Below are 16,708 nucleotides of genomic sequence, written 5' to 3'. Positions count from 1 at the left end.
AATTACTGGTCGGAGTTAAGCTTCGACCTATTATTATATCATTAGTTTGAATAAATAGCTAAAAATCAAATATAGATTATTGAATAATATAAAAAAGAAGAATATTTGAATAAAATTTTATTAATAAGAACATTAATTGGTTTCTTTACATATAATGTTATTAGGGGAGTATTTGGGTTTTGAAAATTTCTTATGTAAGGAGGGTTAGTTGTGAAGGTTGCATTCTGCTTTGAACATTCTCTTACCTTAAAAGAAGAATATTTGGTCAGAGATTTAATTTCAGATTTGCAAGAAAGATTAAATATTAGAATAGGAAAGTTAAGAGGCCGCTTAACTTTAGAACGATTGTCTGCTTTAGATTTATTAATTACTGATAGTTATTTAACAGCTAAAGCAGTTCAGAATGCAGGAGGAATTGATGTTATATACTGGTTTAGGGACCAGGAAGATGATTTTGAATTAGCTGATGAAGAAGTAGATTTTAAGGTAGTAACTAATAGTAAATATTTAAAAGCAAAGCTATCAGATGCATTACAGAAAAATGCAGTGATTATTCATCCTGGTGTTAAAGAAAAGTTTTATAATGTAGCATCACCAGAGAATAATCTTGAAAGTCGAAAGAGATTAATTGTAATTTTAGGTCATACTTCAGCTGACAACTTGAATAATTTGATGGATTCATTGGAATTGATTAATCAAGGATGTCAAGTTAAAGTAGTAATTTTAGATAAAAAAAGTTATGAACTAAATACTCGATTAGAATATAAATTTATTCATCCTGATTCTTTAGAAGCAAAAGTTATGGAGTATTCAAGGGCGGATTTGGCTTTAGTAATTTCTGAGGAAAAAGGTTTTGATTTAGCTCCATTAGAAGTTATGGCATGTAGAACTCCTGCAGTCTTTATCTATAATCAAGAGGTTCAAAATTACCTTTTAGAAGAAGTTCAGGAGTATATATTACATAATAAAAATTGTCGATTACTATTAAATCTAACAACTAAAAACTTAGCTATAACTGTTTTGGAACTTTTAAAAGATAATGTATTGGCTAAAAAGATAGCGATCAATGGAAGTATAACTGCTAGAGATTATTCATGGATGGATACAGTAGAAGATTGGGTTAAATTAATAAAAAAAACAGGGATAAATCTTAAGAAGGATAAGCTTTTAAGAGTTTCTGAACAGTTAAATGAATTAATGAATTCAGCTAATCATGATGAGGATAGTTATACTGAAACTGTAGACATTGTTATAGTGAATTATAATACAAAAGAAGAAATTAAAGATTGCTTAGAAAGTATTAAAGAGTATACTGAATATAAATATCGGGTAATAGTGGTTGATAATAATAGTGTGGATAGTAGTTTAGAATATTTAGAGTCTTTAGATTGGATTGAATTGATTGTTAACCAAGAGAATATAGGCTATGCTAAGGCTTGTAATCAAGCAATTAATGCAGGAAGAGGTAAGTATATTTTATTATTAAATGGTGATGTAAAAGTGACTGAAGGTTGGTTAAAGCCATTAGTTAGTATTGCTGAGTCTGATGATGAAGTAGGAATTGTAGCTCCTAAATTAATTAATGAAGAAGATAAAGTAACAGAAACCAGTATTGCTGACTTATCACAAGGGTGGCCTAAATTAGTTAATAAAAGATATGATGAAGAAGAATCCTTTGGTATAGATGGAGCGGCTTACTTAATTAAACGAAATCTAATTCCTGAGATTGGATATTTAGATGAACGTTATTTTATTTATTTTGAAGATATAGATTATTCATGTAGAGCTAGAGAAAAAGGATATAAAGTGGTTTGCTGTCCAGAAAGTAAAGTGTATCATTTACATGAAGGTAGTTTAGTTACAGGAGATGAGGTAGGCAAAAAAAGACGTAAAAAGTACTTTACTGAGAGTCAAGAGCTTTTTAATGATAAGTGGCAGCATCTAGTTTCTTCAGGAGTAGAACTTAGAGATTCGATTGTAGTGTTAGGTAGAGACGTTTGGAGGTCTAGATACCAGCGACCACAACAAATATTATCTAAATTAAGTTCGAAGTATAAAGTTTTATATATTGATGATATTAGCTTTTTACCACAATTAGAATTGAATTTTGAAGATGAGTTACAAATAGAAAAAATTAATCCAGATTTACATGTACTTTCTTTATTCAATAGTGAAAAGATTGATAACTTAAGTCAAATGGAATCTAAACTTAAATTAGTAGCTCAAGTTATTAATGATTCTTTAGATAGATTAAATATAAGAAATCCGATTTTATGGGTAGATAGCCCGGTTTGGGCTCCAATTATAGATTATTTATCATCTGAAAAAATCATATATAGCTACATGAGTAAATTTAAAGAGTTTGTTGGAGAATTAGAGGATGTTAATTTAGTCAATGAATTTGAAGGTGAACTATTATCTATTGCTGATTTAATCTTAACTCCATCTTATTCATTGCTTGAAGAGATTGAAGATTATAATCAAAAGGCGCAAGTAGTTTCTAATGCTGTTGACTTAGAGCACTTTGCTCAAGTTTATGAGGAAGAATTAGAAACTCCTATTGAGTTAAAAGATTTAAAGAGTCCGATAGTAGGTTATATTGGTGCAATAGCTGAATGGTTTGATACAGAGTTAGTTTTAGAATTGGCAGAAAAGAATCCAACAATCTCTATTATTTTAATTGGACGTGTAAATATAGAAGTAGATGAATTAGAAGAGTATGACAATGTTTATTTTCTAGGGGAAAGGTCATACTATGAACTGCCTAATTATTTACAGTGCTTTGATTTATGTATTAATCCGATTATTAAGAATGACTTAACATCATCTGTTGATTTAGTTGCTTTATATGAATATTTAGCAGCAGGGAAGCCAGTAGTAAGTATAAATTTACCAGAAGTAAATAAGTTTTCAAAGGTAGTGGAAGTAGCTAAAGATAGTAATGAGTTCTGTACAAAGGTTGAAGAATTATGTAGGGAGGAGAATAGAGTAGAAGTTGTTGAAGAGACTAAAGAATTATTATCAAGTAATACTTGGGAAGATAGAGCAGAAGAACTTGAAAGAATACTTATGGGAATGAGTGATATAAGGAAGGCAAGTGAAATTGATGATTTTATTACAGATGATATAAATAATGAGGAAGATGGTAATTTAGCTATGGAAAAAATTATAGAAACAGAAAGAAGAGAGATTCTAGATTTAGAAAAAGAAGAAATAGATGGGGAAGAAGGCTTTTTAAAAATGATCTGGAGTAAGATTAGAAATAAATGTAAAGATATCTGGGATAATATAATCGGTGTAGAAAAATAAATGAGCTGTATTATTTATTTTTAAATTAAAGGTGGACCAGTAGGGATTAATTCTAATTCATTTTTAGAGACTTTAATAATATTTTTATATTTAAACTTAAAAGCATTAAAGACATCAAAGTTAGGAATTAAATGTTTACTATAGTTGTAGAATATATAAATCTGGTTTGGATTAGATCTAATTAATGTTCCGTCTTTAAATAATTTAATGGGTCCATCTTGGTATTTATTTATAATTTCATCGGGAACCTTAATTATATTTTGAGATCTATATAAGGTATTAAATATATTCAAAGATGGTATATATCTTTTCATACCATTTTCGATTACATATATAGCAGGTCCATTTCCTTTTAATAAAGTTCCATTAAGGTGAGGGAAAGATTCTTTGATAGGAGGATCTGTTGAGTGCAGATTAAACTCATATTTAGTTACAGTTATTATATTTTTAGTTTTAAAACCTAATTCTGCAAATAATTTAGCTGATAATATCCGGCGTTTCTTTCTGCCTTCAATAAAATAAACTTGGCTAGAGTTTTTTGTTTTAATTAGAGTACCTGGTGGAAATAATTTTTTCTTTTCTAATGGATAAAGGGCTAATTGTTCAGATGATACTTCTATAATTTGATTCGGGTTATATTTATTGTAATAAAAAATATTAGAAGTAGGGATATGATGTAATTTTCCATCTTCTATGATATAAATTGAAGAATTGTTATCTTTAATTAAAGTTCCATCAGGATATTTAAGGACAAGCTTTAAGGCTTCAAATATATTTATTTTTCCCCAGCCATAAAATTTATCAAATCCTTTTTTTCCTAAATCGGTTGCAGTTTTAAAGAGTATATTTTGTATTTGGTTATTACTGAGTGAAGGATTAATTGATTTAATGAGTCCAACTAATCCAGCAACATGTGGTGCAGCCATAGATGTACCTGATAATTTTTTATAACCATTGTTGAGATAAGAGCTCATAATATCTTCACCTGGGGCTACTAAATCTATATGATCACCAGAGTTAGAAAAGTCAGATAATTGATCATTTTTATTAATGGAACCTACTGCTATAACACCGGGAAAGGCAGCTGGATAACTAGGTTCTTCTATATTTTCATTTCCCATGGCAGCAATGATAGTAACATCTTGGTTTAGTGTATAATTAATAGCATCTTCTAAAATTAAAGATTTATTTAAACTTCCTAAGCTTAAATTAATTATATCTGCTCCTGCATCAGTGGCTTGGATTACTCCAGCAGAAATATCATCAAAGAGTCCAATTCCTGTCACTTGACCTGTTGTAATGTTTTTATATTTTGTTAAGACTTTTACCGGCATGACTCTGCAATGCCAAGTGACTCCTGCTATTCCTTCTGCATTATTACCAACAGCGGCAATTATGCCTGCTACATGTGTTCCGTGTCCAACTTCATCTATTGGTAAAAAGTCTCGATCTAGATAGTCACCAGTTAGTTCCCAACCTGGACTAGTTATAAACTCATCAGGAGTTATATCTACCATATCATAGCCTTGAACTAAATTAGGCTTTAAATCTGGATGATTAAGTGAGATACCAGTGTCTAGAACAGCAATAGTTATGTTTTCCTTACCAGTTTCTAAACTCCATCCTTTTGCAGCTTCTATATGCTTAGGTCCCCATTGAGTACAATAACAATCATCATTTGGTATGAGAGTGGAATGAGCAACTACATTAGGTTCAGCATTTTCAATAATTAATTCTTGGTTTAAATCTTTTAGTAATTCTTTCTTCATATTCTGATCTTTGATATATATTCGGTAATAATTATTAAGTCCTAATTTAGCAGCTAGTTGTTTATTCTTAGTATCAGGAAATACTCTCTTGTATTTAGAGATGTTATATTTTTGTTTTATCATTTCTAAGTTTTTTTGACTAGCATCTTTAAATTTAATTATAATCTGTTTTGTTGATAAGTTATTGGTAAAATCAATAGAGTCTGTAAGAAGCATACAGCTCCCTCCTTTTTAATATTTCTTTATGTTATTTTATTCTAGAAAATATTGAAATGTGATTAATAAAGTCGAATATTTAGGTAATTAAAAAGGGTTTTTTAATATAAAAAAGGCATATCTCAAATTGAGATATGCCTTAAAAAGATGAATATAATGATTATTTATTGACAGCCTGTTTTTCTGCTGGTTTTTTAATAACTTTACTAGTCTTTAATAATTCTACGGCTTTTTCCATGAAAATTAGGATGTTATCTCCTGATTCTTTAGGTTCAATTCCCAGCGCTTTACAGACCATGGCACTGATATCTATAACATCTACATCTGAGTTTAAAGCATGGGCTGTATTATATATTTGTGATCCGCAGCCAGCACAAGCAGTTACACAGATATCCGCATTGATTTCTTCAGCTTCTCTGACTCGTTTAACCCCAGAGTATTGAACTGCATCTAAATCTGTAAAACCGGCTACTAACCCACAACATAATCCATCTTCCCGATTATGTTTCATATCCTTATATTCACTACCAGGGATTGCTTCTAAAATAGTTCTAGGTTCTTCATAAAGATTACTCCAACGACCTAAGTGACAGGAGTCGTGATAGGTGATCGTTTTAGGGATTTCATGAGTCATCTCTAATTCACCGTTTTCTATCTTTTCCGCCATATAGTCTGTGACGTGTTGAGTTTCTATATCCCATTCTAATCCTAACATTTCTGCGAATTCAGGATAGAAGTCATTAAATGAGGCGAAGCAGCCTGGACAAGATAAGATTAATTTTTCTACACCTCGTTCTTTAAATAATTCAATATTTGATTTGATTTTGGCTCCTAATTCATCATAATAGCCACCTAGACCGAGATAGAGTCCACAACAGGTTTCATCTTCACCAAAGTATACAAAGTCTTCATCAACTTCATTTAATACTTTAGTTACATTATGAGCCATATCATCCATAACATAAGAGGCCCAACAACCGGCCCAGTAAGCAACTTTACCTTCATCTTTATATTCTACATCATCGGCCATCCAAGCTCCACGGTTTGTATTATCGATAGCCCAGAAGTTTTCTTCATTCATTACGTTATCTCGTAATATATCTAAGCTAGAAATTTCATAGCCTTTATCTTGATATAGAATAGGGCGGATAGCTAACCAGTGATGTACTAAATGAATATTAGTTTGGCAGATTTCATCACAACGTTTACAAGTAGTACAGTGGAATAATTTATGAGCTACATCTTCATCTAAGTTAATCTTACCTTTAATATGTTGCTGCAAGAGGAACCATTTACCTCGTGGTGAATTACTTTCCCAAGGATCAGCAGCAAAGACAGTACATACTGAACGACAGAATCCACATTGAGCACAGCCAAAGGTGTCTTTAGCCATATCTGCAGGAATATCATACCCTTCAAAATCTTTAGGTTTATTTTTAACGAATAATTTACCGGCCATACCATAAATGAAAGTACCAAGTTTAGCAGTCTTCATAGCTGTCTTTAATAATTTGACTGGAGAATTTTTATCTAGTGTACCTGGGATAATTTTACCGGGGTTAAAGATGCCATTAGGATCTACTGTCTGTTTATAATCCCAGACTTCATTTAATCGTTTTTTGCCGTAAAATTCTTCTGCTTCAGCGGTAAAGTAAAGACCGATAGAATAGTTTTCTCCTCCTAATTTTTTAGCTTCATCCATGATAACTAAAGAGGAGGTATAAGCTAATGGGAACATAACTTTCTTTCGTTCATCAGAGAGAACAAAACTTAATAAAGTAACTTTATCAGGCCCGACCATGAATCCTTCTAGAGCAACTTCTTCACCATACTTTTTCTTAACTCTATTAATAAATTCAGCTAAATTTTCTAAAGGTACAATGGATTCACTGGCAACTAAAGAAGGGCCTAGTTTTTTAAAGCTCATAGGGTAGAATCTTTCTTCCCATTCTTTAAATGAGAGCTCTTCATTTAATAAGGAACCATTATTATCTTCAATGATTTCTGATAATTCCTCTTTATATTCATCAGCGATATTATCTGGAAGTACAAAGGTACCCATATACTTTTCAGGAACCAAATATTCATTTGCAGCTTTTTGTTTCCAAGCAATATGTTCAGAAGTAGCCAGATTTAAAGTCCAAAGAGGGATATCTGCTTCTTGAATATCCATAATAGCATTTGCTAAATCTTCAATGGTACCAAAGGTTCCTACCATAGGGTAGTTATTAACCTTTTCTCGTACTTTGATAGTAGCCTCTACAATGAAACCAGTAATTCCTTCTAAGGAGCAGACTAGGTCTAATTTATCTCCTGAAAATTCTTTAATTTCTCCTTGAGGTGTAACTACTTTTAAGGAAATTATATTATCTTTAATAAACCCATATTCGTAACTTCCGATTCCAGAACCACCTTCAGCAATCCAACCACCAACAGTAGCTCCAGGAGCACTAGTAGGATATAGCCTTAAAGCAAGGTCGTGTTGATACAGATAATCTTCTAGCTCCTGCCATAAGACGCCAGCTTCTACTGTAACAGTTTTACCTTCGTTATCTACATTTATAATCCTTTGCATTCTAGTGAAGTCTACTACGATTCCTTTCTTAGTAGGAATAGCTCCACCGTAACCACTAGTGCCTGCACCTCTAGGAATTAAAGGGATATCTTTTGTTTGGGCTAGCTTTACAATCTGTTGAACCTCTTCAATAGTTTGAGGCTGTACTACTCCATCTGGAATAGAATCAATAATAGCCTCAATGGCATCAGGGAGTGTGCCCATATCATGGCTATATACGACTCTTTCAATTTGGTCAAACTTTACTCTGTCATTGAAAATAGATTCAAGATTATTCTTAACATCACTTGTTAACATTTTAAAACCTCCTTATTATTTTAAAAAGTCAAATCTTACATACCTAGTAGTTACTATTCAAGGTCATAGTAAAAGCTAATTTCTCTATATGTAAACAAAAGTCCAAAAATATAGATATAGAGAATATTCAATTCTTGATATAAGGGGGTTCCATTCATCATAAAATTAAATTTCTCTATATATAAAAAGGGTCTTAAAAAATATAAATATACATCATTAGGAACTTCTAAACGAATAGGAGCAAAATTGAGTAGACATTTAATATTATGTTCTACTAATTGGTTAGTAACGATTTCCTCCTTTCTGGTTTAGATTGAGTAGTTATTGATTAATGTTAAACATAATTGTTCTATATATAAAAATGATAATAAATAATATAAACTATTAGTCAAATGAATTAATAGTTATATATTGATATTTCAAGAATAATATGTTTATTCCTTCTTTTTAGTGAAATTATTTTGTACTATTGTTAAAAAAGCAGGGTAAAAAAGAACCAATATCAATTAGATATTGATCCATTTGCTCTATTCTAATAGCATATCTCGATTTCTTCTAAAGAATTGAATATGATTTAAGATGTATTTTAGTTCACCTTTATTAAAATCACGTACAGCCCTTAGAACACTTTGAATGCGAGGATCACCTAGCATCTGTCTTACTTCTGGTGATAAAGAAGATAATAAATCTTCTATATCTTCTTGTTCTAATAGAAAGTAACAGATTGAAGTTCCTAAAGTTTCAGCTATGTTTTCTAGAGATTCTACTGAAGGTAAAGTTTGCTGATTTTCTATTTGACTAATCAATCCTGAAGAAAGATTAGATTTTTCAGCTAATGCGGTAACTGTCATTCCTCGAGTTTCACGTACTTTTTTGATTCGTTTTCCTACTTGTAATTGGTCAGTACTTTTGCCTAAAAAATATCTAACAGTTACATCAAGAGCATTAGCTAGGACTTCCATGGTGTCTAAATCTGGTTGTGCTTCATTATCTTCAATTTTAATTAATTCTTCTTTGTCAATATCAGTTAAACTAGCCATTTCTGCCAGTGAAAGACCACGACCTTCTCTAATTAATTTAAGCTTATCACCTACTCTTTGTCCTTCGGATTCATCACTAAATAGATAAGTAATAGGTATATTTAAAGTATCAGCAACTTGTTTTATAGTAGTTAAAGAAGGTTTTTTAATATTACGTTCAATAGCACTTAAGAATGAGTAGGAGATACCTATCTGTTTAGATAACTCTTTTAATGTTAGACCTCGTTCTTTACGAAAGTCTCTAATTCTTTTACCTAAAGTCATTTATGTATGCAACTCCTTAAAGTTTATATTTATCCACTATATATTATATATGGTAGCATGACTTCCTACATCTGTCAAATCATGTACTATAGGTCTCTTAAATAATGAGTGTTAAATTTTATAATTAAATGTAGAGATTACATTTAGTAAGGAGATGTAGAAAATGCTCAACTTATCCACAAATCCTCTGGAAAACCTGTGGACAATGTGGATAACCATGTGAATAACCCTCTATATGTGTAAGTATCTGTGGATAACATTGTGGAATAAACCACAATGTTGTGGATTTGCTAGAACTTACATTCAACATTCAAAAATATCTATGCTATAATTGGAACTAACTTATGTAAGGGAGAGGCAATACAAATTTTATAAAGAAGGTGTGAGAATTAATTATGAAAGGAAGAAGATTTATAGCTGCATTATTAATTATCTTCCTATTGGTACCAAGTTTTGTTGGGATATTTTGGACAAGCAATGCTTATGCTTTTGCTGGTTTAGATAGTCTACAATTAAATAATGATGGAGTTTATTCAATTTTAAAAGGATTAGGTATGTTATTCCTTTTAAATAAGTTGATTGATGACGATGATGACTCTAGTCCAGTTCCATCAACAGGATCTAATGATAATACTAATTTGAATGATCAAGATTCACCTACGCAACAAGAGCCTCAGCCAACAACTAAGACGCCCCAGCCTACTAATAATGATTCAGTAGATATTGTTGAGGAGGAACCGCCGACTACTGATGGATCTAATACTGATTGGACAGAGATGCAAGTGAATGGTTTAACAGTTGCTGAACAGAAGATGTTGAATCTGTTAAATCAAGAAAGAACTAAACGAGGGTTACAACCTTTACAAGCTGATTTGGAATTAGTAAAGGTGGCTAGAGCTAAGAGTCAAGATATGATAGAGAATAATTATTTTGCCCATCAATCTCCAACGTATGGCTCTCCATTTGATATGATGCAAGCACTTAATATTAATTATACTTTTGCTGGAGAGAATATTGCTGGAGCATCAACAGTAGAACAAGCCCATCAAGCATTAATGAATAGTGAAGGGCATAGAGAGAATATTTTACGTCCTCGTTTTACCCATGTTGGAATCGGAATTATTGATGGAGGACCTTATGGAATAATGTTTTCTCAAGAATTTATAGACGTAAATTAGTCAAGGACTTATTGGAATATTATATAATCTAATTAAATTCAGAAAGGGGATTATTTATGTCGAGGAAATTTACTACTAAATTAGCTACAATTTTAGTATTGGCTTTATTGGTGACATCTGTACCTTTAGTACAAGCAGAAGCTGCTACAATTCTTGAGTACAGGATGCATGGAGAGAAGGTAACAACTTTACAACAAACTTTAAAAGATGAAGGATATAATCCAGGACCAGTAAATAGTTACTTTGGTTATCTTACTAAAAAGGCTGTAAGAGCTTTTCAAGAAAATAATGATTTAAGAGCAACTGGTGAAGTAGACCAACAGACATGGGATTTATTAGTTGGAGATAGTTCAAAGCAGACACCTCCAAGTGATAATTCTAACAATAACAATGATAATAGTACAGATCAGAATGATAATTCAAACCAAGATGATAATCTAGGAAATGAAGCTGGAGATAGTACAAAGATTATCGTAGAATATAGAGATAGAGGAGATAAAGTAGACAAACTACAAGCAAGATTAGAGAAATTAGGTTATGATCCAGGTTCAATTAAAGGCTACTTTGCTTATATGACTAAGAGAGCAGTTAAAGAATTTCAAAGAGATAATGACTTAAGTGCAACAGGAGATGTAGATGAAGTTACTTGGAATCTATTAAAATCTAAGTCTGGTCAAGTAGACACACCAAGTAATGGTTCTGATAATGATTCTACTCCAGAACAGCCACCGACAAATGATAATTCTAATGATAACAATAATACAGATCAAACTGATAATTCAAATCAAGATAGTAATACAGGGAATGAAACAGGAAGCAGCACAAAGATTATCGTAGAGTATAGAGATAGAGGAGATAAAGTAGATGAGCTACAAGCAAGATTAGAGAAATTAGGTTATGACCCGGGTTCAATTGAAGGTTACTTTGCTTATATGACTAAGCGAGCAGTTAAAGAATTCCAAAGAGATAATGACTTAAGAGCAACAGGAGATGTAGATGAAGCTACTTGGAATCTATTAAAGTCTAAGTCTGGTCGTCTAGATGTACCAAGTAATGACACACCTAATAATGATCAAGATTCTAATGTAGGTGGAACAACACCAGAGCCTACTCCACAACCAACAACACCTGAAGTAAGTCAGGTAACTGCTGAGGAAAGACAGATGTTAAATTTAGTTAATGAAGAGCGAGCTAAGCGAGGATTAGATCCTTTAAAGTTTGATATGAGATTAGTAAAATTAGCTCGTAAAAAAAGTAGAGATATGATTCAAAATAATTATTTTGGTCATAAATCTCCAACTTACGGTTCTCCATTTGCTATGCTTAAATCAGCCGGAATTAATTATAGAACAGCGGGTGAGAATTTAGCAGGAAATTCATCAGTGACGAAAGCTCATAAAGCATTAATGAATAGTGATGGACATCGTCGTAATATCTTGAAGTCTGGATATACTGAGGTAGGAATTGGAATTGTTGATGGAGGTCCTTATGGAAAGATGTTTACCCAACTATTTATGGATGAGTTTTAATTTAATTTAAGATTTAGAATAAAGGGACGGCATTTGCCGTCTCTTTTTGTTGTTTATAGATTTTAATATATGAAGAACGAAATAAAAACTTATACATATACATATATCATAAAACATGATAAAGGAGGTTAAAGTAGTGGATGGATTATCAACAGCTAGAGAAATTCTCAGCCGAGAAAGAAGACTTCTATCTTTATACAGAGAATTAGATTCTCAAGTTACAGATCCTGATTTAAATGATATGATTGATCAATTAATAGAATGTCAGATGAATCAGATTGATAGATTAAATGAATTAATAGAAGAACTGGAAGAACCTCCAGTTCCAGATGTTAGGTTGGCTCAACATGTTGTGCAATCAGGAGAAACGTTATTTATACTTGCTCAAGAGTATAATACAACTGTGGCTACTCTATTAAGGCTAAATCCAGATATCGAAGATCCAGATGAAATTCAAGCAGGTTTGGTAATTAATTTACCAATTCTTCTACCACCACCACCAGATTGTTTCTTTGAATATACAGTGGAATCAGGAGATACCTTATTTGAAATAGCTCAAAGATTTAACACAACTGTCAATGATCTAGTATTCTTTAATAGTATCAGAAATCCAGATTTAATATTCCCAGGTAGAATATTAATTGTTCCTTGTCCAGGGCCAGGAGCTGGAGAATTAGACTTTGAAACTATTGATAGAAATAATACAGTTAACTATAGAGGTTCAATTGAAGATAGATTCTTTGGAGCAACTACTAGAACACAATTAAGGAGAAGATTAGCCCAATTCGATATTCCAGTACCAGATGTTGATTTTACAGAGAATATAGTTATTGGAGGAATTGAATATGATATTGAAGAATTAACCCTTGACGATATGAGTATTAGAGTAGAAGTAGAGCGTAAAAGAAGAGGCTATCATTTAATTACAGTACCAAAAGATCAGTTTGATGAAACAGGAAATTATGAATTAGAGTTTGCAACTGATGGGTTGGTTTTAGATACTGATAGAATCAGAATTAGTTTTTAGTTAAAATTGTATCTTCCTTCAAAGGTATGTAGGATAATTCCTGCATACCTTTTTATTTTAAGTATAGTGCAGAGATAAGAATTATTAAATTAAAATCACATAATTTTATAATCTGAATATTATAAAATAGTAGAATGGATATAAGGGGGGCTAATAATGGCTGAGAAGAGAAATAACAATAACAAGAAGAGTAAATCTGATGGAAAGAAGAATAGCTTAGCTCCTAAAGAGATTAAAAGAATAATCAAATTTAAGAAGTAGTACACACACACTTTTAACTATCTTTCATATAATATAATAAATTACTGGATAGGAAGGAGGAGAAGTAGGTCTAAGTTGTTTAGTATGGTAATGAAGTTAGCTAACTTAGGTTAAAAGGATCATAAAAAATAGAAGGAGGGATTTTTATGTATACAAGTCACTTAAAGAATTTACGAGTAATTGGAGAAGAGATAATGCAGATAGTAGAAGGAGCTAGAGTAGATCTTACAGCAGTAACTCCAGGGAATGTTGAAGCTGTAGCAATAGCTGATGTTCTATTAGAAGTAGATAATGTTACTGAGCATATCTTCAGAAATAAGGTAGTTAAGCAGGGAGATCTTATTGTTAATATAATCTTTAAAGGTTCAGATGGAGTAATGTATCATGCAACTGTTGCACTTCCATTTGAAGAGGAGGTAGAAATTGGAGGTATAGTACCTGGTATTAAGATTAATGGTCAAGTAAGAGTACCTGTACAGGATGCTGAAGATACTACTTTAGATATTCAGAATTATATTTTAGAATTAGATGCTGATGCTACTCCAATGGATATGGATTGTGATGGTTTATTTGACACAGTACATGTAAAAGCCTTAGCTAGGATATTAGTTAAAGTGTCTCGTTGGGAGCAAATGGATGTCTTTGTTAACGGACGAGACGGTGTATTCAGATTCTCAGGAAGAGATTGTTAGAGTACCTATCAGAATAGAACCATCATTAATTTAGGTGGCAGGTGCTGTTTATTTAGCACCTGCATTTAACTCTAGAATCGAGATTTACCCATCTGAGAATGAAAGATACATTCTATCTAAAATTGAATAAAATGAATTTAAAATATAAGTAAAGGAGGGATTTTAATGGCAATTGATAATAGCCATAAAGTAAAAAGAGCTACTGTTCAACAGATTGATTTACCAGTACCAGCTCAAAAGATTAGAAATATTGATGCTGAAGTACGAGATGTAACCTATGAGGTAATCGAAGATAAAATAATTATTCAAGGTGTAATTCATAAACAGATATTTTTTGTAGGAGTTGATGATGTAGTATATCATCGAGCAGAAGATTTAAACTTCAGTACTTTTATAGATGTACCTGGGGCTGAGCCAGGAATGGAAGCACAGATTCATACTATGATTGAACACATTAGCTTTGAACTTTCAGCAGACGGTACAGAACTGCATCAAAAAGTTGTTTTAGAAGTCTTTGTAAAGATAACAGACTTCATTCAGATACAGTTAGAAGAAGGAAACTTAGGTCCATATGTATTAGAAACAGTAATTGGTGAGGGAACAACACAAGAAATAGTTTCCAACGATTTTGAACTTCAAATTCCAGCACAAAAAATTACAGAGGTAGCTGCTGAAATTAGAGATTTACAGACTGAAGTGATTCAAGATAAGGTAATTATTCAAGGAACACTTCATAAACAGATATTCTTTGTTGGTCAAGATGATGTTAATTATCACCAAGCTGAAAATATAGATTTTAGTACTTTCGTTGATATCCCAGGAGTGACTGAGGATTCAAATGTCCAGGTTCACCCAACAATTGAAGATGTTCAGCGAAGCTTAAGTCCTGATGGAACAATACTATCTCAGGATGTAATAATAGAATTCTTTGTTAAGGCTACAGAAACTCAACAAATTAATGTAGCTTCGGAGCCGGAAGGTTTCTTATTAAAGCTAGATAGAATCATTAATACTAATGAAACTCAGACAATGGATGTTAGAGACGTTACTTTAAATCTACCTGCTCTAAAGGTTTCGCAAGTAGATACTGTATTACAAGATTTAGATATTACTGTAATTCCTGATAAAGTAATCATACAAGGGGTGATTGATAAGCAGATCTTCTTTGTAGGTTTAGATGATGGGGTAGAGCATCATCAAGCAGAAGAAGTACCATTTAGCACTTTTGTAGATGTTCCAGGAGCACAACCAGGTATGGATGCTACTGTAGAAACTGAAGTAGAACTTGCCCAAGTAGAATTAATGGATGATCAGACAACTGTACATGAAAAGGTGGTTGTTAGATTAATAGTTACTGTAACTGAGGAAGAACAAGTTAGTGTGGCTACCGATGGAGATGGACCATTAATCAAAACTAGGCAAGTAATTAGTGAAGGTACTAAACAAATAATAGTACAACCGCCGTCACCGCCAACACCACCACAACCACCTGTCGCAGGAGTGGAGGTTGATAGAGTATTAATTAAAGAAATCACTGGTGAATCAGCTTCTGAACAAGTGTTAGTTGAACAGGAGATTGAATTATGCCCAGATGCTGAGGTAGTAAATTCAGTTACTGGTGAAGTAATTCCTGAAACTTTAAACTTTGCAAATATAGATGGTGAATTTCTAGTAGAAGGTATAGTAGAGAAACAAGTTCAGTATTTTGATGGTAGTATGACTAGAAATTTAACTGAAGAAGTAGGTTTTCAAGTAATAGTACCATTCCCAGATGTAGACCCTACTGATGATATAGAAGCAGATGCTGTTGTTGAAAATATTAGCTTTCAGTTAAGAGACGACGGTTGCACATTATTTCAAGCTGTTACTGTAGAAGCAACAGTTACTGCCGGAACCAGTAGACAGTTAGAAGTAGTTACAGATGTAATAGGTACTGGAGAAGCTGCAGGTATGGTCACAACTGAGACTATAGAAGTTATTACTCAACAAGTATTAGCAGAGGGGGTAGCATTTCCAGAATTACAGAATACCATTGATTTAACTCCAGCTGCTACTGAAATAATCGATATTGCAGCTACAATTGAAGATGTCACATTTGAGTTAGATTTTGCAGGTGAAGATGATCAAGTTACTGTAAACGGTACTATTATTAAAGAAATTACCTATGCAACTAATGGTGATGAAATAACAACAACTGAACAGATTCCATTTACTGTTACAGTAGATATTACAGAAATCAATCCTAATATAGAGTTAGAGCCTGACATGGACTTAAATATTCAGGTTCATCCTCGAGTTGATGATATCTCATTTGTATTAAATGAAACTGGAGACCAATTGACCCAAACAATAGTTCTTGAAGTTTTTGTTAAGGTGACAGAGACTGTAGAGTTGACAGTAGTAACTGATGTAATTGGAGGAGAGCAATTCATTGATGAAATTATAACAGAAGAAGTTATATTAGATGTAGTAGGTGATGGTCAAGGTCCAATACCTGTTGAAGTTGTAATTGATGTAATTTAATCTTCTATTAAATAATATGACCGGGATA

At 32.3% G+C, this 16,708-nt stretch carries 9 protein-coding genes; 6 read left to right on the top strand and 3 right to left on the bottom strand.

The genetic code is table 11. The features are described from left to right. Positions 1–210 precede the first annotated feature (210 nt). Positions 211–3,309, top strand: a complete 3,099-nt coding sequence (locus tag B5D41_RS08420) for a glycosyltransferase (RefSeq protein WP_078810189.1) — start codon at positions 211–213, stop codon at positions 3,307–3,309. A gap of 20 nt (positions 3,310–3,329) precedes the next feature. On the opposite strand, the gene B5D41_RS08415 is transcribed toward B5D41_RS08420, so the two are convergent. The 3 genes from B5D41_RS08415 to B5D41_RS08405 all read right to left on the bottom strand — a co-directional run bounded on the left by B5D41_RS08415 (position 3,330) and on the right by B5D41_RS08405 (position 9,470). Next, entirely contained in the window at positions 3,330–5,294 is a 1,965-nt protein-coding gene (locus B5D41_RS08415; RefSeq protein WP_078810188.1) for a S8 family peptidase, read from the bottom strand. A gap of 160 nt (positions 5,295–5,454) precedes the next feature. Beyond that, positions 5,455–8,166, bottom strand: a complete 2,712-nt coding sequence (locus tag B5D41_RS08410) for an FAD-binding and (Fe-S)-binding domain-containing protein (RefSeq protein WP_078810187.1) — start codon at positions 8,164–8,166, stop codon at positions 5,455–5,457. Between the two features lie 527 nt (positions 8,167–8,693). After that, entirely contained in the window at positions 8,694–9,470 is a 777-nt protein-coding gene (locus B5D41_RS08405; RefSeq protein WP_078810186.1) for a helix-turn-helix domain-containing protein, read from the bottom strand. Between the two features lie 395 nt (positions 9,471–9,865). Here B5D41_RS08405 and B5D41_RS08400 point away from each other — a divergent pair, with 395 nt between their 5' ends. The 5 genes from B5D41_RS08400 (at position 9,866) to B5D41_RS08380 (ending at position 16,680) form a co-directional block, all read left to right on the top strand. Then, positions 9,866–10,648, top strand: a complete 783-nt coding sequence (locus B5D41_RS08400) for a CAP domain-containing protein (protein WP_078810185.1) — start codon at positions 9,866–9,868, stop codon at positions 10,646–10,648. 56 nt (positions 10,649–10,704) lie between these two features. Beyond that, the gene (locus B5D41_RS08395) at positions 10,705–12,177 is read left to right on the top strand and encodes a peptidoglycan-binding protein (protein WP_078810184.1); all 1,473 of its coding nucleotides are present in this window, start codon (positions 10,705–10,707) and stop codon (positions 12,175–12,177) included. 136 nt (positions 12,178–12,313) lie between these two features. Continuing rightward, positions 12,314–13,204 (top strand): LysM peptidoglycan-binding domain-containing protein, encoded by an 891-nt coding sequence (locus tag B5D41_RS08390; protein ID WP_078810183.1) that lies wholly within the window; start codon positions 12,314–12,316, stop codon positions 13,202–13,204. A gap of 407 nt (positions 13,205–13,611) precedes the next feature. Beyond that, the gene (locus B5D41_RS08385) at positions 13,612–14,157 is read left to right on the top strand and encodes an SPOCS domain-containing protein (protein WP_078810182.1); all 546 of its coding nucleotides are present in this window, start codon (positions 13,612–13,614) and stop codon (positions 14,155–14,157) included. A gap of 165 nt (positions 14,158–14,322) precedes the next feature. Next, on the top strand, positions 14,323–16,680 hold the full coding sequence (locus B5D41_RS08380) for a DUF3794 domain-containing protein (protein WP_078810181.1): 2,358 nt from the start codon (positions 14,323–14,325) through the stop codon (positions 16,678–16,680). Positions 16,681–16,708: the final 28 nt, after the last annotated feature.

Source organism: Selenihalanaerobacter shriftii (genome assembly GCF_900167185.1).
Lineage (GTDB): Bacteria > Bacillota > Halanaerobiia > Halobacteroidales > Acetohalobiaceae > Selenihalanaerobacter > Selenihalanaerobacter shriftii.
Note: the sequence above shows the minus strand (reverse complement) of the source record. Positions and strands in the feature narration are given on the sequence as shown.

Excerpts from the sequence above, each read along its gene's own strand:
- B5D41_RS08410 (WP_078810187.1), bottom strand. The coding sequence starts at position 8,166 with ATGTTAACAAGTGATGTTAAGAATAATCTTGAATCTATTTTCAATGAC.
- B5D41_RS08405 (WP_078810186.1), bottom strand. The coding sequence starts at position 9,470 with ATGACTTTAGGTAAAAGAATTAGAGACTTTCGTAAAGAACGAGGTCTA.
- B5D41_RS08415 (WP_078810188.1), bottom strand. The coding sequence starts at position 5,294 with ATGCTTCTTACAGACTCTATTGATTTTACCAATAACTTATCAACAAAA.
- B5D41_RS08400 (WP_078810185.1), top strand. The coding sequence starts at position 9,866 with ATGAAAGGAAGAAGATTTATAGCTGCATTATTAATTATCTTCCTATTG.
- B5D41_RS08385 (WP_078810182.1), top strand. The coding sequence starts at position 13,612 with ATGTATACAAGTCACTTAAAGAATTTACGAGTAATTGGAGAAGAGATA.
- B5D41_RS08395 (WP_078810184.1), top strand. The coding sequence starts at position 10,705 with ATGTCGAGGAAATTTACTACTAAATTAGCTACAATTTTAGTATTGGCT.
- B5D41_RS08380 (WP_078810181.1), top strand. The coding sequence starts at position 14,323 with ATGGCAATTGATAATAGCCATAAAGTAAAAAGAGCTACTGTTCAACAG.